The sequence below is a fragment of the Streptomyces longhuiensis genome (assembly GCF_020616555.1).
Taxonomy (GTDB): Bacteria; Actinomycetota; Actinomycetes; order Streptomycetales; family Streptomycetaceae; genus Streptomyces; species Streptomyces longhuiensis.
In genome coordinates this window covers 7,758,645-7,776,936 of the sequence record NZ_CP085173.1, presented here as the reverse complement: position 1 = coordinate 7,776,936, position 18,292 = coordinate 7,758,645, and the positions used below count along the sequence as shown (strand labels likewise).

Annotated in this window: 14 protein-coding genes; 6 read left to right on the top strand and 8 right to left on the bottom strand. The window is 72.1% G+C overall.

The window, feature by feature from the left end:
• Window positions 1-181: 181 nt before the first annotated feature.
• Window positions 182-1,435 carry a GNAT family N-acetyltransferase gene (locus tag LGI35_RS35440; RefSeq protein ID WP_227298356.1) on the top strand — a complete coding sequence of 418 codons (1,254 nt, stop codon included), beginning with the start codon at window positions 182-184 and terminating at the stop codon, window positions 1,433-1,435.
• Window positions 1,436-1,549: 114 nt separating this feature from the next.
• Window positions 1,550-2,143, top strand: coding sequence for an isopentenyl-diphosphate Delta-isomerase (gene idi, locus LGI35_RS35435; protein ID WP_227298355.1), 594 nt, complete (start codon window positions 1,550-1,552; stop codon window positions 2,141-2,143).
• 9 nt (window positions 2,144-2,152) lie between these two features.
• On the opposite strand, the gene LGI35_RS35430 is transcribed toward idi, so the two are convergent.
• The gene (locus LGI35_RS35430; RefSeq protein ID WP_227300666.1) at window positions 2,153-2,659 is read right to left on the bottom strand and encodes an ATP-binding protein; all 507 of its coding nucleotides are present in this window, start codon (window positions 2,657-2,659) and stop codon (window positions 2,153-2,155) included.
• A 313-nt stretch (window positions 2,660-2,972) separates the two neighbouring features.
• Here LGI35_RS35430 and LGI35_RS35425 point away from each other — a divergent pair, with 313 nt between their 5' ends.
• A complete protein-coding gene (locus LGI35_RS35425) occupies window positions 2,973-3,731 on the top strand; it encodes an enoyl-CoA hydratase/isomerase family protein (protein WP_227298354.1) in 759 nt (252 codons plus the stop codon).
• Between the two features lie 44 nt (window positions 3,732-3,775).
• On the opposite strand, the gene LGI35_RS35420 is transcribed toward LGI35_RS35425, so the two are convergent.
• Both LGI35_RS35420 and LGI35_RS35415 read right to left on the bottom strand, forming a co-directional pair.
• Entirely contained in the window at window positions 3,776-4,411 is a 636-nt protein-coding gene (locus LGI35_RS35420; RefSeq protein ID WP_227298353.1) for a DJ-1/PfpI family protein, read from the bottom strand.
• A 14-nt stretch (window positions 4,412-4,425) separates the two neighbouring features.
• Window positions 4,426-5,433, bottom strand: coding sequence for a GlxA family transcriptional regulator (locus LGI35_RS35415; RefSeq protein ID WP_227298352.1), 1,008 nt, complete (start codon window positions 5,431-5,433; stop codon window positions 4,426-4,428).
• A 186-nt stretch (window positions 5,434-5,619) separates the two neighbouring features.
• Between LGI35_RS35415 and LGI35_RS35410 the strand changes: the two genes are divergently transcribed.
• On the top strand, window positions 5,620-6,495 hold the full coding sequence (locus LGI35_RS35410; RefSeq protein WP_227298351.1) for an SCO6745 family protein: 876 nt from the start codon (window positions 5,620-5,622) through the stop codon (window positions 6,493-6,495).
• Window positions 6,496-6,595: 100 nt separating this feature from the next.
• Complete coding sequence (locus LGI35_RS35405; RefSeq protein WP_227298350.1) at window positions 6,596-9,088, top strand: Tex family protein; 2,493 nt, start codon at window positions 6,596-6,598, stop codon at window positions 9,086-9,088.
• Window positions 9,089-9,421: 333 nt separating this feature from the next.
• Here LGI35_RS35405 and LGI35_RS35400 read toward each other — a convergent pair whose 3' ends face one another.
• Window positions 9,422-11,065 carry an ABC-F family ATP-binding cassette domain-containing protein gene (locus tag LGI35_RS35400; RefSeq protein WP_227298349.1) on the bottom strand — a complete coding sequence of 548 codons (1,644 nt, stop codon included), beginning with the start codon at window positions 11,063-11,065 and terminating at the stop codon, window positions 9,422-9,424.
• A gap of 68 nt (window positions 11,066-11,133) precedes the next feature.
• Window positions 11,134-12,159, bottom strand: a complete 1,026-nt coding sequence (locus LGI35_RS35395) for an oxidoreductase (protein ID WP_227298348.1) — start codon at window positions 12,157-12,159, stop codon at window positions 11,134-11,136.
• Between the two features lie 66 nt (window positions 12,160-12,225).
• On the opposite strand from LGI35_RS35395, the gene LGI35_RS35390 reads away from it, so the two are divergent.
• Window positions 12,226-13,185, top strand: coding sequence for an FAD-dependent oxidoreductase (locus LGI35_RS35390; protein WP_227298347.1), 960 nt, complete (start codon window positions 12,226-12,228; stop codon window positions 13,183-13,185).
• A gap of 25 nt (window positions 13,186-13,210) precedes the next feature.
• On the opposite strand, the gene LGI35_RS35385 is transcribed toward LGI35_RS35390, so the two are convergent.
• From LGI35_RS35385 to LGI35_RS35375, 3 genes are all read right to left on the bottom strand, one after another.
• Entirely contained in the window at window positions 13,211-14,824 is a 1,614-nt protein-coding gene (locus LGI35_RS35385; protein ID WP_264484732.1) for a BCCT family transporter, read from the bottom strand.
• Window positions 14,825-14,932: 108 nt separating this feature from the next.
• Window positions 14,933-16,234, bottom strand: a complete 1,302-nt coding sequence (locus tag LGI35_RS35380) for a M14 family metallopeptidase (protein ID WP_227298346.1) — start codon at window positions 16,232-16,234, stop codon at window positions 14,933-14,935.
• Window positions 16,231-18,198 (bottom strand): Xaa-Pro dipeptidyl-peptidase, encoded by a 1,968-nt coding sequence (locus LGI35_RS35375; protein WP_227298345.1) that lies wholly within the window; start codon window positions 18,196-18,198, stop codon window positions 16,231-16,233. The genes LGI35_RS35380 and LGI35_RS35375 overlap by 4 nt, the downstream gene beginning before the upstream one ends.
• Between the last annotated feature and the right edge of the window lie 94 nt (window positions 18,199-18,292).

Genomic DNA, 18,292 nt, shown 5'->3' with positions numbered 1-18,292 from the left:
CGTGCTACGTTGGCCATGGATCTTTGAGGAGGTGGGTTGATGACTGTCGTCGCGGTGAGCGCTGCCCCGCGCAGCGACAGGTGCATCCCCATCTTCCGGGCCACCGGCTGACCCTCCCCCTCCCCTTTTGGGTTGTCGGGGTGTGCGTCGGCGGGGCCCACACACCCAAGGGTTCAAACCGTTGACAGACAACGTCGTACGTGACGCCTTCTTCGCCCTGCACCACGGACTTCCCCGGCAGGGCCCCGGCTCCGACTCCACCACCCTGCGACTCCTCTCCCTCGTGGGGCCGCTGCCCGAGCGCCCGCGCGTGCTCGACCTCGGCTGCGGTCCCGGCCGCTCCGCTCTGCTCCTGGCCGCCGAGACCGGCGGCGAGGTCACCGCGGTCGACCTCCACGAGCCGTTCCTCGACGAGCTGCGCGCCGCCGCGAAGGCGCGGGGCCTCGCCGACCGGATCCACCCCGTCGACGCCGACATGGGCGAACTCCCCTTTCCGGATGCCTCGTTCGACCTGATCTGGGCCGAGAGCTCGGCGTACTCCATCGGCTTCGACAACGCGCTGCGGCAGTGGAAGCGGCTGCTCGCCCCGGGAGGCTCGCTCGTGCTCACCGAGTGCGAGTGGACCGCCACCGACCCGTCCCCCGAGGCACGCGCCTTCTGGGAGCCGCACTACGCGCTGCGGACGACCGAGGGGAACGTCCGCGCCTGCACCGGCGCCGGATACTCCGTGCTCGGCGTCCATCCGCAGCCCGAGTCCGACTGGGACGAGTACTACGGCCCGCTGGCCGAGCGCGCCGACGCCGCGGACCCGCAGGCACCCGGCATGGCCGAGGCCGTCGCGGGCGCGCGCGCCGAGCTGGCGATGCGGCGTGACCACGGCCAGGAATACGGCTACACCGGCTACGCGCTGCGCCCCGCGGCGTCGTGGCCCACGCGGCCGGAGTCGGCCGCCGACGCCGCGGCCGTGTACGCCGTGAACGCCGCCGCCTTCCCGACGGAGGCGGAGGCCGACCTGGTGGACGCCCTGCGGGCGGACGCCGACGCGTGGCTGCCCGGCTTGTCGTACGTCGCCGAGGCGCCGGACGGCACCGTGGCGGCGCACGCGCTGATCACCCGCTGCCTGGTCGGCGGCGTACCCGCGGCGGCCCTGGCACCCGTCGCGGTGCTTCCGCGACACCAGCGCACGGGCGCCGGTTCGGCCGTCGTCAGGGCGGTGCTCGACGCGGCACGCGCGCGTGGGGAGCGGCTCGTACTCGTGCTCGGGCACCCGGAGTACTACCCGAGGTTCGGCTTCACGCAGGCCTCCGGGTACGGCATCCGACCAGGGTTCGAGGTGCCCGACGAGGCGATGATGGCGCTCGTCGTGGGCGCGGCGGACGGTTCCTGGCAGGTGCCGCAGGGCACGATCACCTACCCGGCCGCTTTCGGCGTCTGACCCTGTGCATGTCCCGCCCGGCCCCCGGGCGGGACATGCGGGCGCCGCCAAGTGCCAGGACTGTCTGCCCGGTACGGCAGACTTGGGGTTCGAGGACCGAAGCGAAGGATGGGTATGCCGACCACACCTGCCACCGCGGCGAACAGTTCGTCGAACGGCACCGGAGAAGCGATCTTGCTGGAACTCGTGGACGAGGACGGCAGGACGATCGGCACGGCGGAGAAGCTCTCCGCGCATCAGGCGCCCGGACAGCTGCACAGAGCGTTCTCCGTGTTCCTCTTCGACGAACAGGGCCGGCTGCTGCTCCAGCAGCGCGCGCTCGGCAAGTACCACTCCCCCGGCGTGTGGTCGAACACGTGCTGCGGGCACCCGTATCCGGGCGAGGCGCCGTTCGCCGCGGCCGCCCGCAGGACGTTCGAGGAGCTGGGCGTCTCGCCCTCGCTGCTCGCGGAGGCGGGGACGGTGCGCTACAACCACCCGGACCCGGACTCGGGCCTGGTGGAGCAGGAGTTCAACCACCTGTTCGTGGGGATGGTCCAGGCGCCGCTGCGGCCGGACGCCTCCGAGGTGGGCGAGACCTCGTACGTGACGGCGGAGGAGCTGGCCGCGCGGCACGCCCAGGGGCCGTTCTCGGCATGGTTCATGACCGTGCTGGACGCGGCGCGGCCGGCGATCCGGGAGCTGACGGGGCCGTCCGCCGGCTGGTGAGTCCGCCGCTCAGACGCCGGCGGGTTTGAGGGGCAGGGCGGCCCAGATCACCTTGCCCCCGCTCGCCGTGTGCTCGACGTCGCACACCCCGCCCGCCTCGCGGGTGACCTCGCGTACGAGGAGGAGGCCGCGCCCGCCCGTCTGCCCGTCGGTGGCTTCCAGGGCGGTCGGGCGGTAGGGGTGCTCGTCCTCCACGGAGACGCGCACCCACTCGGCGCCGACGGCGACCTCCACCGCGAGGACGGGCGAGAGCAGGGCCGCGTGCCGCACGGCGTTGGTGACCAGCTCGGAGACGATGAGCAGCAGCCCCTGGACGAGGTCGTCGGAGGCGGGTACGCCTTGGCGGACCAGCAGGTCACGTACGGCGTGCCGGGCCTGCGGAACGGACGCGTCGACGGCCTGCGCCGTGAAGCGCCAGACCCCCTCGTACGGCAGCGGACTCACCGGTACCTGCTCGGGGGGCGCTCCCCCAGTGCCTTGAGGACGCGGGCGGGACCCCCACCCCTGGTCGCTCATCGTCCGGTCGCCGCCCTTGCGCTCGATTGTCACCACGCATCGAGTGTTGGGAATCCACTGGTCCATACCGAATGACTGACCAGAAGTCAGCGAGTATCGACGCAATTTGACCGTTGGCGTATGACAGCGTCAGGTGTGCGACTGATCCTGCCGTTCTAGTTTCCTCTTCCAGGGCTATTCAGGTTGTACGCGTCGGGACTCGTCATCGGCCGTCCTGATCCCTACGACGCGTCGACCGGACGCGCCATGGCACCTCCGCGCCCGCCACCCCTTGTTGATCGCGCGTTCGGGCCCTGCGGATAGCATCCGGCGCATGTCGCACACACCGCCGCAGCTCACGCACTCGGTCACCGACGGCATCGCCACCATCGTCATCGACCACGCCGCCAAACGGAACGCCATGACGGACGGTATGTGGCACTCGCTCCCGCCGCTGCTCGCCCGGCTCGATGCCGACCCGGCCGTGCGGGTGCTGGTGCTGACCGGGGCGGGCGGGACGTTCTGCGCGGGCGCCGACATCTCCACGCTCGGCGGCTCGGGGTCGCGGGCACAGGAGCTCGCGGTCGAGGCCGAGGAGGCGCTCGCGGCCTTCGCCAAGCCGACGCTGGCCGCGGTGCGCGGGTACTGCGTGGGCGGCGGCTGCCAGCTGGCGGCGGCCTGTGACCTGCGGTTCGCTGCCGAGGACGCGCTGTTCGGAGTCACCCCGTCGAAGCTGGGGATCGTCTACCCGGCGGGCTCGACGCGCCGCCTCGCCTCCCTGGTGGGCCCGGCAACGGCCAAGTACCTGTTGTTCTCGGGCGAGTTGATCGGTACGGAGCGTGCCCTGCGGACGGGACTCGTGGACGAGGTGCTCGCCGGGGACGAACTGGACAAGCGCGTCGGTGAGTTCGCGCGGATCCTCGGTGAGCGTTCGCAGCTGACGCAGGCCGCGGCGAAGGAGTTCGCCGACGGGCGCGTGGACCGGGCCGCGCACTGGGCCGAGCAGGCGCGTGGAAGCGGCGACACCGCGGAGGGCGTCGCCGCGTTCCTGGAGCGCAGGAAGCCGCACTTCACGTGGACCACGTCAGGGTGAAGCGGGCCTCCTGGACCGCCGCGGGATGAAGCCGGTCTCCTGGACTACTTCAGGATGAAGCGGCTCTTCGCGCGGAACTCCTCGACGAGGTGCGCGGGGGCCTTCTCGGGCGAACCCGCGTCGTAGGGCGGCTGCGGGTCGTACTCGGTGAGCAGCTGTACGGCCTGCGCGTGCTCGTCGCCCGCGATCGTGCCGACGAGGGTCAGGCCCATGTCGATGCCGGAGGAGACACCGGCGGCGGTGACGTACTTGCCGTCGACGACGACGCGTTCGGCCGTCGGCTCGGCGCCGAACTCCTTGAGCATGTCGCGCGCCAGCCAGTGCGACGTCGCGCGCCGGCCGTCCAGCAGACCCGCCGCGGCGAGGAGCAGGGAACCCGTGCACACGGAGGTCGTCCAGGTGCTGGTGGTGTCGGCGGCGCGCAGCCACTCGATCAGCACCTCGTTGTCCATCTGCGCGCTCTGGCCCGGGCCGCCGGGGACGACGACGATGTCCGGGTCGGTCAGCTCCGACAGTGCCTTGTCGGCGGTGAGGGCGAGCCGCCCGGTGTCCGACCGCACGGGCCCGGTCCGCTCGGCGACGAAGGTGAGCTCCGCGTCGGGGAGTCTGCCGAGCGTCTCGTAGGGGCCGACGGCGTCGAGCGCGGTGAAGCGGTCGAAGAGGACGATGGCGATCTTCATCGGATGCCTTTCGGTCAGGATGTGAGGGATTCGGACGGGCGCCGCCCCGGAGTACGAGTGCCGGCTGCGCAGAAACGGCGGCGGTACTCGGCCGGGGACGCGCCGAGCGTTCTGGCGAAGGCGCGGCGCATCGCTTCGGGGGTGCCGTAGCCACAGGCGCGGGATATCTCCTCGACGCCGTCGGAGGTGTCCTCCAGGAGGCGGCGCGCCTGTTCGAGGCGGACCCGGTCGACGTACCGGCCCGGAGTCATGCCGGTCTCCGCCTGGAAGGCGCGGGCGAAGTGGCGTGGCGAGAGGCGGGCTCGGGAGGCGAGCGACTCGACGGAGAGGTCGTCGTCGGGGTGCTCGGTGATCCAGTGCTGGACCTCGCGCAGCGGCTCGCGCCGCGCGGTCTGGGCGGAGAGCTGGGCGCTGAACTGGGCCTGGTTTCCCGGGCGTCGCAGGAACACGACGAGGTGGCGGGCGACGGTCAGCGCGGTGTCGCGGCCGTGGTCCTCCTCGACGAGCGCGAGGGCGAGGTCGATGCCCGCGGTGACGCCGGCCGAGGTCGCCACGTTCCCGTCGCGTACGTAGATGGGGTCCGGGTCGACCTCGACGGCGGGGTGGTCGCGCGCGAGGCGGTCGCAGTACGCCCAGTGGGTGGTCACCCGGCGGCCGTCGAGCAGGCCCGCCTCGGCGAGCAGGATGGCGCCCGTGCAGACGGAGACGAGGCGCTGTGCGTGCGGGCCGTGCTCCCGCAGCCAGGCGGTCAGGCGCGGATCCGGGCGGCGCGTGCCGCGGCCGCCGGGGACGAGGAGCGTGTGCGGCTCGGGCGCGTCGGCCAGTGCGTGGTCGGGGACGAGCGTGAGCCCGCTGGACGTGCGGACGGGACCGCCGTCGAGGGAGGCGGTGCGGATGCGGTACGTGTCGGCGGGGCGCGGCCCTTGGCAGAGGGCGGCGCCGGCGAAGACCTCTGCCGGGCCGGTCACGTCCAGGCTCTGGACGTCGTCGAACAGCGGGATGAGCACGGTGCGGGCGGCCATACGGCCAGTGTTCGGGCCCGGCACGACGGCCGCAACGACGAGTACCCCACCTTTCCTGCCATCGCGGGCCGGGAGCGGTGGGAGGGGTCCGGTCAGCGGCTCGGCGAAGGCTTCGGCGCATGGTTTCGCCGCATGGTTCGCGCCCCGCACGTTCCACCCGTACCAACCAGTCGGTAACGTACTCGCATGACGACCTCCCCGGCCTCAGACCCCCGCGCCGCCCGCCGCTGCCACAACATGCTCAACCCGTTCCACTCGATGCACTACTTCTCGCCCGACCTGGGCAAGGAGCTGGGCGCCATCGGGATCACCCACCGCAGCGCTGCGTACTTCGCGGCCCGCGCGGCGGCGATGGGAGCTGTCGGCGCCGGCACCGTGACGGCGACGTTCTACAACTTCAAGCACGAGCTCGTCGCCGAACACGTCCCCGCGGTGTGGGAGACGGCCTCCCCGGAGACGGTCCTCGCGGCACGCGCGCGTGCCGTCGACTCGACGCTGCGCAGGCTCCTCGGCGACGAGACCGTGACCTCCCCGGAAATGGCCGAGGCGGCGACTCTCGCGCTGCGGGCCACGGAGGCCTGCACCCGCCACGCCCGGCCGCTCTACGCCGGCCACGCCGACCTGCCGGTGCCCGAGGAGCCGCACCTCGCGTACTGGCACGCCGCCACCCTGCTGCGTGAGCACCGCGGCGACGGGCACCTGGCCGCGCTGCTCGCCGCCGACCTCGACCCCGTCGAGGCGCTGGTGAGCCATGTGGCGACCGGCAAGGGCATGGCCCCGAAGTGGCTGCTCGCCACGCGCGGCTGGACCCGCGAGGACTTCGACGCGGCCGCCGACCGGCTCCGGGAGCGCAAGGTGCTCGACGCGCAGGGCGAGTTGACCGAGCTCGGGGTGGCGCTGCGCCGCGACCTGGAGGCGCAGACCGACCGGCTCGACCGGGAGCCGTACGCGCACCTGGGCGAGGCGGGCGTGGCCCGGCTCACGGAGCTGGCGGGCGGTTTCATGGGCACCGCGGTCGGCGCGGGCGCGTTCCCGGCCGACCTGATCGGCAAGGCCGCCTGAAAGGCCACCAGGCGCCCGCAGGCCGGTGGGCTACCCCCCGTTGTCGGCGCCACCTGCCACAATTGCCGCGCACCCTCAGTTGAGAAGGCGGTACGGCATCGTGGCAACACCCAGCGCAGGTCCCATCACGGGGTCCATCGAAGGCAGGATTGCCGAGGAGCTCGGCGTACGGGAGCGGCAGGTGAAGGCCGCCGTCGAGCTGCTCGACGGCGGTTCGACCGTCCCGTTCATCGCGCGCTACCGCAAGGAAGCGACCGAGATGCTCGACGACGCGCAGCTGCGCACGCTCGAGGAGCGGCTGCGCTACCTGCGGGAGCTGGAGGAACGGCGCGCGGCGGTCCTCGACTCGGTCAGGGAACAGGGCAAGCTGACCGACGAGTTGGCGGCGCAGATCATGGCCGCCGAGACCAAGGCGCGCCTCGAGGACATCTACCTGCCGTTCAAGCCGAAGCGCCGCACCAAGGCGCAGATCGCGCGTGAGGCGGGGCTCGAGCCGCTGGCGGACGGGCTGCTCGGGGACCCGACGGTGGAACCGGCCGCCGCGGCGGCCGCGTTCGTCGACGCCGACAAGGGCGTCGCGGACGCGCAGGCCGCGCTCGACGGCGCCCGCGCCATCCTCACCGAGCGCTTCTCCGAGGACGCCGACCTGATCGGCGAGCTGCGTGAGCGCATGTGGGGCCGGGGACAGCTGGCCGCCAAGGTCCGTGAGGGCAAGGAGGAGGCGGGCGCGAAGTTCGCCGACTACTTCGACTTCTCGGAGCCGTTCACCGCGCTGCCCTCCCACCGGATTCTCGCGATGCTCCGCGGTGAGAAGGAGGACATCCTCGACCTGACCCTGGAGCCGGAGGAGCCGGGGGACGCGGCCGGTGGCCCGTCCTCGTACGAGCCGATCGTCGCGGACCGGTTCGGGATCAGGAACCAGGGGCGGCCCGGGGACAAGTGGCTGGCCGACACGGTGCGCTGGGCCTGGCGGACCCGCATCCTGGTGCACCTCGGCCTCGACCTGCGGCTGCGGCTGCGCACGGCGGCGGAGGACGAGGCCGTGCACGTCTTCGCGGCGAACCTGCGGGACCTGCTGCTCGCCGCCCCGGCGGGCACGCGCGCGACGCTGGGCCTCGACCCCGGTTTCCGTACGGGCGTGAAGGTCGCGGTCGTCGACGCGACGGGCAAGGTCGTGGCGACGGACGTCATTCACCCGCACGTGCCCGCGAACCGGTGGGACGAGGCGCTGGCCAAGCTGGCCCGTCTCGCCCAGGAGCACAAGGTCGACCTGATCGCGATCGGGAACGGCACGGCGTCGCGCGAGACCGACAAGCTCGCCGGTGAACTGATCACCAAGCACCCGGAGTTGAACCTCACCAAGGTGATGGTGTCGGAGGCGGGCGCGTCGGTGTACTCGGCGTCGGCCTTCGCCTCGCAGGAGCTGCCCGACATGGACGTGTCGCTGCGCGGCGCCGTGTCGATCGCCCGCCGCCTCCAGGACCCGCTGGCCGAGCTGGTGAAGATCGACCCGAAGTCGATCGGCGTCGGCCAGTACCAGCACGACCTGTCCGAGGTGAAGCTGTCGCGGTCCCTGGACGCGGTCGTCGAGGACTGTGTGAACGGCGTGGGCGTGGACGTGAACACGGCGTCCGCTCCGCTGCTCGCCCGTGTGTCCGGCATCAGCTCGGGCCTCGCGGAGAACATCGTGGCGCACCGCGACGCGAACGGCCCGTTCACGTCGCGCAAGGGCCTCAAGGACGTGTCCAGGCTGGGCCCGAAGGCGTACGAGCAGTGCGCGGGCTTCCTGCGGATCCGCGGCGGCGACGACCCGCTCGACGCGTCGTCGGTGCACCCGGAGGCGTACCCCGTGGTGCGGCGGATGGTGAAGACGACGGGCGGCCAGGTCGCGTCCCTCATCGGGAACGCGGCGGCGCTGCGGTCGCTGAAGCCGGCCGAGTTCGTGGACGACACGTTCGGTCTGCCGACGGTCTCGGACATCCTGAAGGAGCTGGAGAAGCCGGGGCGCGACCCGCGTCCCGCCTTCAAGACGGCGACCTTCAAGGACGGCGTCGAGAAGATCTCCGACCTGGCGTCCGGGATGGTCCTCGAGGGCGTGGTGACGAATGTGGCGGCGTTCGGCGCGTTCGTGGACGTCGGCGTGCACCAGGACGGGCTCGTGCATGTGTCCGCGATGTCGAAGACGTTCGTGAAGGACCCGCGGGACGTCGTGAAGCCGGGTGACATCGTCAAGGTGAAGGTCCTCGACGTGGACATCCCGCGCAAGCGGATCTCGCTGACGCTGCGTCTCGACGACGAGGCGGCGACGGGCGAGCCGGGTGCCGGTGGCGGGGCAGGGGCAGGGGCCGCCGCCGGCGGCCGCCGCGAACGCGGCGGGCGCCCGCCGCAGCAGCGAGGGCAGCAGCGCCAGGGCCAGGCACAGGGCGGTCAGGGTCAGGGCGGCCAGGGCCGCCGCCAGCAAGGGCAGGGCCAGGCCCAGCGGCAGCAGTCCCAGGGGCAGCGGCGGGGTGGCGCGTCCGCGCCCCCGCCCGCGAACAGCGAGATGGCCGAGGCGCTGCGCCGCGCGGGCCTGCTCGACCCGAAGGGGCGCTGACACACCCGGGGCCGGTCACCACACAGGTGACCGGCCCCGGGCGCCACGCCGACGCGGCCGGCCTCACGTCAGCCCCGAGCCACGCCTCGGGCCGCGCGGCTCACGTCTCTCGCGTCTGCCCTCGCGGCACACGTCTCACGCCAGCCCCACACCACACATCAGCCCTCGCCGCACACGTCTCACGCCAGCCCCACACCACGCGGCACACCTCAGCCCACGCGCCACACATCGGCCCGCGCCGCACACGTCTCACGTCAGCCCGCGCCGCACACGTCTCACGTCAGCCCGCGCCGCACACGTCTCACGTCAGCCCGCGCCGCGCACCGCAGAACGTCAGACGGAGAGCTCCGTCACCTTGCCGTCGGCGACCTCGAGGCGCCGCTGCGTCCTGACGGCGTCCAGCATGCGGCGGTCATGGGTGACGAGCAGGAGCGTGCCCTCGTAGGAGTCGAGCGCCGACTCCAGCTGCTCGATGGCGGGCAGGTCGAGGTGGTTGGTCGGCTCGTCCAGGACCAGCAGGTTGACGCCGCGGCCCTGGAGCAGCGCCAGCGCGGCGCGGGTGCGCTCGCCCGGCGACAGCGTGGCCGCCGACCGCAGGACGTGACCGGCCTTCAGGCCGAACTTCGCGAGCAGCGTGCGCACGTCGGCCGGCTCGGTGTCCGGCACGGCCGCGCAGAACGCGTCGAGCAGCGACTCCGAGCCGTGGAACAGGGCCCGCGCCTGGTCGACCTCGCCGACGACGACACCGGAGCCGAGCGTCGCGTGCCCCGCGTCCAGGGGCACCCGGCCGAGGAGCGCGCCGAGCAGCGTCGACTTCCCGGCGCCGTTGGCCCCGGTGATGGCGATGCGGTCGGCCCAGTCGATCTGGAGCGAGACCGGACCGAGCGTGAAGTCGCCGCGCCGCACCTCGGCGTCGCGCAGCGTGGCGACGACGGCGCCGGATCGCGGCGCCGCCGCGATCTCCATGCGCAGCTCCCACTCCTTGCGCGGCTCGTCCACGACGTCGAGGCGCTCGATCATGCGCTGCGTCTGCCGGGCCTTGGCCGCCTGCTTCTCGCTGGCCTCGCTGCGGAACTTGCGGCCGATCTTGTCGTTGTCCGTGGCCTTGCGGCGGGCGTTCTTGACGCCCTTGTCCATCCAGCCGCGCTGCATCTGGGCGCGGCCTTCGAGGGCCGCCTTCTTGTCGGCGTACTCGTCGAACTCGTCGCGGGCGTGCCGGCGGGCGACCTCGCGCTCCTCCAGGTAGGCCTCGTATCCGCCGCCGTAGAGGTTGATCTCCTGCTGGGCGAGGTCGAGCTCCAGGACCTTGGTGACGGTGCGGGTCAGGAACTCGCGGTCGTGGCTGACGACGACCGTGCCGGCGCGCAGCCCGCGCACGAAGGACTCCAGGCGCTCCAGGCCGTCCAGGTCGAGGTCGTTGGTCGGCTCGTCCAGCAGGAACACGTCGTAGCGGGACAGCAGCAGCGAGGCGAGGCCCGCGCGCGCGGCCTGGCCGCCGGAGAGCGAGGTCATCTCCTGGTCGAGGCCCACGCCGAGGCCGAGGGAGCCGGTGATCTCCTCGGCGCGCTCGTCGAGGTCGGCGCCGCCGAGGTCGAGCCAGCGCTCCAGGCTGACGGAGTAGGCGTCGTCGGCCCCCGGGGCCCCGTCGACGAGGGCCTGGGTGGCCTCGTCCATGGCGCGCTGTGCGGCGTCGACGCCGGTGCGCCGGGCGAGGAACTCGCGCACGGTCTCGCCGGGGCGGCGCTCCGGCTCCTGGGGCAGGTGCCCCACGGTCGCGCCGGGCGGTGAGAGCCGCAGCTCGCCCTGCTCGGGGGTGTCGAGGCCGGCGAGGAGTTTGAGGAGCGTGGACTTCCCGGCGCCGTTGGCGCCGACGAGCCCGATCACGTCGCCGGGCGCGACCACGAGGTCGAGCCCGGAGAACAGGGACCGGTCGCCGTGCCCGGCGGCGAGGTTCTTGGCTACGAGAGTGGCAGTCATCAGACCGCCGATTTTAGCGATCGGGCGGACCGCCCACGCCCGCCGCTCCCCGTCAGCGCATGACCCCCTCACCGGGCCATGGGCGCCACCAGCACGCTCCCCGTGGTGCGGGCCACGACGAACGACTCGCCCCTGGTCGCCTTCGGGTCGAGCGCGATGCGGTGGCGGCCCGGTTCGAGTACGGCGTCGAAGACGTCCTCGGCGTGGGTGCGGTAGAGCCGGTCGAGGCGGTACGCGGTGAGGCGGACCCGGCAGGCGGACGTGACCTCCAGGCCCGCCTCCCCGTCGGCGGCGACGAGGCGGGTGAGGCGCCGCTGTGGGGCGGCGCGGCGGTCCAGGGCGCTCTCTATCTGGGCGACGAGGAGCGGGACGATCGGGGCGAGCCCGTCCACGTACGCCGCCTCGGCGCCCGCCCGCTCGAACTGTTCGCGCACCGCGGCCCGGTCGGACTCGCTGACGGCGCGCCCGAAGGCGACCGCGCCGTAGGTACGCAGTTCCTCGGGCGGCACACCGCTCGCGTCCTGGGTGATCTCGGCGCCGATGCCGATCGTGCGCAGCGCGGCGGCGAGTTTGGCGAGGACGGCGACGCGGGCCCCGATGAGCAGGACACGGCGGGCCGGGGCCGGCTCCGCGGCGCCGTCGAGCAGCGGCCTCAGCGCCTCGCGGTACGCGGCGCCGAGGAAGCGGAAGGGGCCTATGCCGTGGTAGCCGTTGAGCTCCAGGTCGGCCTGCTCCTCGGTCTGCCAGGCGAAGTCGCGCCAGATGACGTCGGGCCCGTCCGCCTCGATGACCGCGGTGACGGCCCCGCATTCGAGGCCCTCGCACTCGGGGCACCCGTAGATGACGTAGCGGTCGCCGGGCAGCGGCGCGTCCGCTTCGAGGAGCAGGCTGCGGACGTGGGCCGTGAAGATCGCCGGCGGGATGTCGGAGGCGAGCGGGGAGACGGCGTCGAGGTCGGAGAGCTGGAACAGCAGCGGCGAGCCGTTCACGATGAAGTCCAGGAACTCCCGGTGGACTTGGTAGTCCCCGTTCGTGAGAACTCCACCGGCGCGCATGGCCGGTGCCAGGCCGAAGGTCGCGTACTCGGCAGACATGTCCGGAGTATTCCCACCCACGTGCTGATGTGAGCACGGCATGACTCATTCCGCTACGGTCCGCTCGTGGACAGTGACGCGAGCAGTGATGTGATCGTGGTCGGCGGCGGGGTCATCGGCCTGACGACGGCTCTTGAACTCGTGGGTACGGGGCGGCGCGTGCGGCTCTGGACGCGGGATCCCACCGCTCTGACGACGTCGGCGGTCGCGGGCGCGCTGTGGTGGCCGTACAGGATCGACCCGGTGGCGCGGGTCACCGACTGGTCGCTGCGGTCCCTGCGCGTGTACGAGGAGCTGGCGGCGCGGCCCGGTCCGGCGGGCGTGCGCATGGCGGAGGGCGTGCACGCCGACACCGTCCTCGACGGTCTGGGGCCCTGGGCCGGCGGGGTGGCGGGGCTTCGTCCGGCGACCGCGGCGGAGTACGGGGGCGGCGCGGGCCTGTGGGCGCGGCTTCCGCTGGTCGACATGCCGGTGCACCTGGAGTGGCTGAAGGAGCGCTTCCTGGCGGCCGGCGGGCGCGTGGAGACGCGGGAGATCACGGACCTCGCGGAGGCGGGCGCGGCGGCTCCGGTCGTGGTGAACTGCTCGGGCATCGGAGCCCGGACACTCGTACCGGACGATTCGGTACGCCCCCTGCGCGGGCAGCTCGTCCTCGTGGAGAACCCGGGCGTGGACACGTGGTTCACCGGCGGCGGCGACTCCCCCGACACCTCGACGTACTTCTTTCCGCAACCCGGCCGGCTGATCCTGGGCGGCACGACACAGGAGGACGACTGGTCGCTCGAACCCGATCCCGCCGTGGCGGAGGCGATCGTGGCGCGGTGCGCGGGGGTGCGGCCCGAGATCGCGGGGGCGCGGGTCATCGGGCACCGCGTGGGGTTGCGGCCGACGCGGCCCGAGGTACGGGTGGAGCGTGAACGGGCACCGTGGGGCGGGGTGTTGGTCCACAACTACGGCCACGGCGGGGCCGGTGTGACGGTCGCGTGGGGCTGCGCCCAGGAGGCGGCCGGGCTCGCCGTCTCCTGAGTGCTTCGGCCGCACGGACCGGGGGCTAGCCGATCGGGTCGCCCTCGCGCTCCGTGCCCCGGCCCGGCCCGATCCGGATCTCGAAGTCGCCGTCGTACTGCTCGTGTCCGGCGATGACCGCCGCCTCGACGGCCTCGACACCCATGTCGCCGCGGACGATCAGCGGGTCGTGGCGCAGGTCCCGCATCAGGGCCACGCACATCCCGATCATGACGAGGGTGAAGGGCGCGGCGACGAGGATCGTCAGGTTCTGCAGTCCTGTCAACGCGTTGCCCGCGCCGTTGCCGATGAGGAGCATGACGGCGGCGACGGCTCCGGTGACGACGCCCCAGAAGATGACCACGAAGCGGCCGGGTTCGAGGGCACCCTTCTGCGAGAGCGTGCCCATCACGATGGAGGCCGCGTCGGCGCCCGACACGAAGAAGATGCCGACGAGGATCATCACGAGCAGGCTCGTCGCGGTGGCGATGGGGAACTCGTGCAGCACACCGAAGAGTTGGGCCTCGGGGGTGGCGGCATTGGCGAGTGCACCGCCCTCCTTCAGGCTCATCGCCGTGCCGCCGAAGACCGCGAACCAGATGAGACTGACGGTGCTGGGGACGAGGATGACGCCGCCGACGAACTGCCGGATCGTGCGGCCCTTGCTGATGCGGGCGATGAACATGCCGACGAACGGCGTCCAGGAGATCCACCACGCCCAGTAGAAGACCGTCCAGCTGCCCAGCCAGGCCGCGACGCCCTTGCCGCTGGACGCCTCCGTCCTGCCGATGAGCTGCGGCAGTTCACCGAGATACGCGCCCAGGGACGTGGGCACCAGGTCGAGGACCAGGATCGTCGGCCCGGCGATGAACACGAACACGACCAGGATCAGCGCGAGGACCATGTTGATGTTGGACAGCCACTGGATGCCCTTCTCCACTCCGGACACCGCCGAGGCGACGAAGGCGACGGTGAGGACCGCGATGATGGTGACGAGGAGCCCCGTGCTCGCCTTGTCCATCCAGTGGAGCACCTCGAATCCGCTGCCGATCTGCAGGGCGCCGAGGCCGAGGGACGCGGCGGAGCCGAAGAGCGTGGCGAAGATCGCGATGATGTCGATGACGCGGCCCCAGGCGCCGTGCGCGTGCCGCTCGCCGATCAGCGGGACGAAGACGGAGCTGATGGTCTGCCGGCGGCGGCGCCTGAACGTGCTGTAGGCGATGGCCAGTCCGACGACGGCGTAGATCGCCCAGGGGTGCAGCGTCCAGTGGAAGAGGGTCGTGGCCATGGAGGTCTCCATGGCCTGCGCGGAGTCGACGGGCCGGGTGCCCGGCGGGTGCGTGGTGTAGTGGGCGAGGGGCTCGCTGACTCCGTAGAACATCAGGCCGATGCCCATGCCGGCGCTGAACATCATGGCGACCCAGGAGACGGTCCTGAACTCGGGCGTCTCGCCCTCGGCGCCGAGCGTGATCTTCCCGTACCGGCTGATCGCCAGCCAGAGGGCGAAGACGACGAAGCCGGACGCGGCCAGCATGAACGCCCAACCGCCGTTGTGGATCAGCCCTTTGAGGAGGCGTGTCGAGACGTCCTCGAGGGAGTCGGTGGCGACGGAGCCCCAGATGACGAACGCCACGGTGAGTGCGGCTGTCACGCCGAACACCACCCGGTCGGTCGTCGGACTCCGTCGCCCCGTCGCCTCCGCGGCAGGTTTGATTTCGGGATTATTCACCCCTCAGGACCTACCACACATGACGAGATCGCCCCGGATTCAGCAGGTTGTGTCGGGCTCCCCCTCGATGAGGTGGTACGGAGCACGCGCGTCGAGGAGCAGGGTCACGAGCGCCCGTTCGGACTGGCGCAGCGGCACGAACGCCCCTTCCCCTGCCCGGTCCTTGCGCACGGTGATCCCGTGCAGCGCCAGCCTGTCCTTCACGGACGCGTACTGCGCCGCGTCGAGACGGTAGCCGCACGGCGGGTCCTGGATGATCTCCGCGGGTTCGGCCGGGTCGTTGTCCGCTCCTCCGACGTAGACGGGTCCGCGGTCGCGGTACCCGGCCACGCGGGCGGCGCCGGTGGCCGCCTCGATCCTGCCGCGGTGCCGGTCGGTGAACGTGAACAGGCCGCCGAGCGCGGAGAGTTGGCTCTTGACCCGGCGCCGGTTGTTGAGCGCCGGGTCGGCCTTCTCCGCGTCGGTCTGGGGGTCGACGCGGCTCTCGATGAGCAGTCCGACCGCGTGCTTCACGCCGGAGACGTTGCGCAGGATGCGCTCCTGCCCGTCCCCCGCGGTCTGCTTGACGGGCTCACCGGTCACCGGGTCGGTCCAGATGCCGTACGTGCCGGTGGAGTATCCCCCGGAGTTGGCGGCAGGACGGACGTACGCGGTGGAGAGGGTCTCCGCCTCGTCGTGGACCTGGGTGTCGGTGTTGAGATTGCGCGGCCAGAGGTCGAAGAGGTCCTTGTCGTAGTACTTGGGTGTGGCCCCGTACTCGTGGAGGTCGTAGATCACGTCGGGCTTGCGGTCGCGGATGACGGCGGCCATGGCCCGCGCCTCGGCGGTCTCCAGGGCGATGTGGTCGCGGTTGATGTCGACGCCGTCGGAGTTGCCGCGGGTGTTCGCGGCGCGGCCGTCGGGGTTGGCGGTGGGGACGACGAGCAGCGTGGTGCGGGACAGGAAGGCCTTCGTCTTCTTGTCCTTGGCGTAGGCGAGGTCGCGGATCGTGGTGAGACACGCCTCGCGGCCGGACGGTTCGTTGCCGTGCTGGCTGCAGATGAGCAACACGGTGTTCGCGGTCTGGTGCTCGCCGATGCGGACGAGCTGGACGGGCCTGCCCTGCTTGGTGGTGCCGGCTGTGTCGACGGAGACGCGGTCACTGCCCTTGTCGACCGCCGCGAGGAAGTCCTGCTCCTCGGGCTGACTGGTCCAGCCGGCTCCGTCGCGCTGCTCGAAGCCGGTCCGCGGCACCGCCGGGGACGCCTGGGCCGGGGCCGTGAGCAGGGGTGCGGCGAGGGCGGCCGCCGTCGCGGCCAGGGCGAGGGTACGGAGACGGGGTGTCACCGAGCGCGGTGTCATCGAGCGCTGCCTCCCGGGACGGGGCGGAACGGACGGGGGTCGGCCAGGCGCTCGGGAGCCGACGTGCGCGGCGCGGCGGTGTGGGTGCCGGCCGTGGCGGACGCGAACGCGTGGGCTCCGCCGACGAACGGGACGCGCGCGGACGTCCTGGCCAGGTCGAGGGTGAGCGTGGGCTTGGTGGACGGCGGGTCGATGAGGTCCTTGTCGGTGCCCGCGACGATCAGCGCGAGGCGGTGGCCCGCCGGGACGACGTGGTCGCTCGGGGCCAGGTCGAGGGTGATCGTGTAGGGCTTGCCCGGGGTGAGCGGCTTGCCCGTGCGGTCGGAGGCGTAGTTGCCGAGGTCGGCCCAGCCGCGGCTGAACACGGTCCGGTCGACGTCGGCGGTCTTGGCCTCGGTCCGCAGGAAGCAGGAGCTGTCGCCGGCCGTGCTCGCGCCCCAGCAGGTGCGGTCGGCGAGCGTGGTGATGCCCTCGCCGGAGTCGGCGTAGTCGCGGATGGTGGCGGGGCCGAGGTCGACGAGGACGGCCGAGAGGTGGGCGGTCGTGGTCGACGGGGTCGCGGTGACGGTGACCTTCGACGAGCCGGACAGGCGCAGGTCCTTGCCGAGCGGCTCGGTGATGAACCCGGCCTTGTCGGGCGTCGACCTGTCGATCTGCGCGGCCCAGTCGGTCTCGCTCAGCTTCGGGTCGTCGGTGAACACCTCGGTGCCCGAGCCCTGCTTGAGGCCGAGCTTGCCGACACCGGCCGCGCTGCCCTTGGCGGGGCTCAGGCGCACGGCGTCGGTGGTGCGGGGCGGCCAGACGCGGTCGGTGCTCCAGTGGTCGGGGGTGCGCTCGATGTCGGCCATCGGCTCGCGGTCCACGCCGTTGTCGTAGCCGAGGAGCTCATGGTCGAACCAGCGGTGGAGGGTGTCGACCCAGGCACTCCGGCGGGAGTCGAAGGGGTCGACGTGGCCGGTCTGCGCGAGCCAGATCTTGCGGTCGACGCCCGCCTTCGCGAGGGCGTCCCACCACTGGCCGAAGTGCTTGGCGCGGACGTTGAGGTCCTGCATGCCGTGCACGACGAAGACGCTGGCCTTGACCTTGCCGGCGTCGGGCACGTAGTTCCGCTCGTCCCACAGGCCGGTCCAGTCACCGGTCCTGGGCGCCTCGTCGACAAGTCGCTTCTGCACGGCGGCGCAGCGCGCGCGGGCCTCGGGGCTCTCGACGTAGTCGGACAGCCACTCGGGTCCGCTGTCGTACAGGGGCGCGCCCTGCTGGAAGTAGTAGTCGTACCAGGAGGAGATGCCGCCGATCGGGACGATCGTCTTCAGGCCCTCGACTCCGGTGGCGGCGACGCCGTTCGCGATGGTGGCGTCGTAGCTCTTGCCGATCATGCCGGTTCTGCCGTTGGTCCAGCCGGCCTTGGCGCGTTCGGTGCCCGTGCGGGTCGTGTAGCCCTTGCCGCGGCCGTTGAGCCAGTCGACGACGGCCTTGCCGGACTGGATGTCGGAGCGGCCGCCGACGTCGACACAGCCGTCGGAGCGGTTGGTTCCGGCGAGGTCGACGGCGACGAAGGCGTAGCCGCGCGGCACGAAGTAGTTGTCGTAGTACAGCGGGAACTGGACGACGTTCCCGTTCTTGTCGTACGTCTTCAGCTGGCTCTCGTTGCCGCGGCCGCAGCAGGAGTAGTACGGGCTCGCGTCCATGATCACCGGGACTTTGCGGCCCTGCTGTGCGGGTTCGCGCGGCCGGATGATGTCGACGGCGACCCGGTCGGTCTTTCCGTCGCCGTCCCCGTCGAGCCGGGTGTCGACCCAGACGGATTCGCGGATGGCCTTGTCGTACGAGTAGACGGGCTTCGACTCACGGGGCGCGGCGCTCTGGGCGGCCCCGGGAGAGACGAGGACGGCAAGGAGTGCGGCGGTGGCCGCTGTCGCAAGCGTCCTCCACAGGGGGCGCGTGCGTCTCTCAGGTATCGGCATGGGGCGGAAGCTACCCCGGTGAACTCCCTTGCAAAAGAGGGCAGTCCGTGACGAGCGAAGGTGCGATGAAAGGTCCATGGGACGATTGGCACAT

Coding starts and splice junctions, on each gene's coding strand:
- idi (WP_227298355.1), top strand. CDS start 1,550: ATGCCGACCACACCTGCCACCGCGGCGAACAGTTCGTCGAACGGCACC.
- LGI35_RS35430 (WP_227300666.1), bottom strand. CDS start 2,659: ATGAGCGACCAGGGGTGGGGGTCCCGCCCGCGTCCTCAAGGCACTGGG.
- LGI35_RS35425 (WP_227298354.1), top strand. CDS start 2,973: ATGTCGCACACACCGCCGCAGCTCACGCACTCGGTCACCGACGGCATC.
- LGI35_RS35420 (WP_227298353.1), bottom strand. CDS start 4,411: ATGAAGATCGCCATCGTCCTCTTCGACCGCTTCACCGCGCTCGACGCC.
- LGI35_RS35415 (WP_227298352.1), bottom strand. CDS start 5,433: ATGGCCGCCCGCACCGTGCTCATCCCGCTGTTCGACGACGTCCAGAGC.
- LGI35_RS35410 (WP_227298351.1), top strand. CDS start 5,620: ATGACGACCTCCCCGGCCTCAGACCCCCGCGCCGCCCGCCGCTGCCAC.
- LGI35_RS35400 (WP_227298349.1), bottom strand. CDS start 11,065: ATGACTGCCACTCTCGTAGCCAAGAACCTCGCCGCCGGGCACGGCGAC.
- LGI35_RS35395 (WP_227298348.1), bottom strand. CDS start 12,159: ATGTCTGCCGAGTACGCGACCTTCGGCCTGGCACCGGCCATGCGCGCC.
- LGI35_RS35380 (WP_227298346.1), bottom strand. CDS start 16,234: ATGACACCGCGCTCGGTGACACCCCGTCTCCGTACCCTCGCCCTGGCC.
- LGI35_RS35375 (WP_227298345.1), bottom strand. CDS start 18,198: ATGCCGATACCTGAGAGACGCACGCGCCCCCTGTGGAGGACGCTTGCG.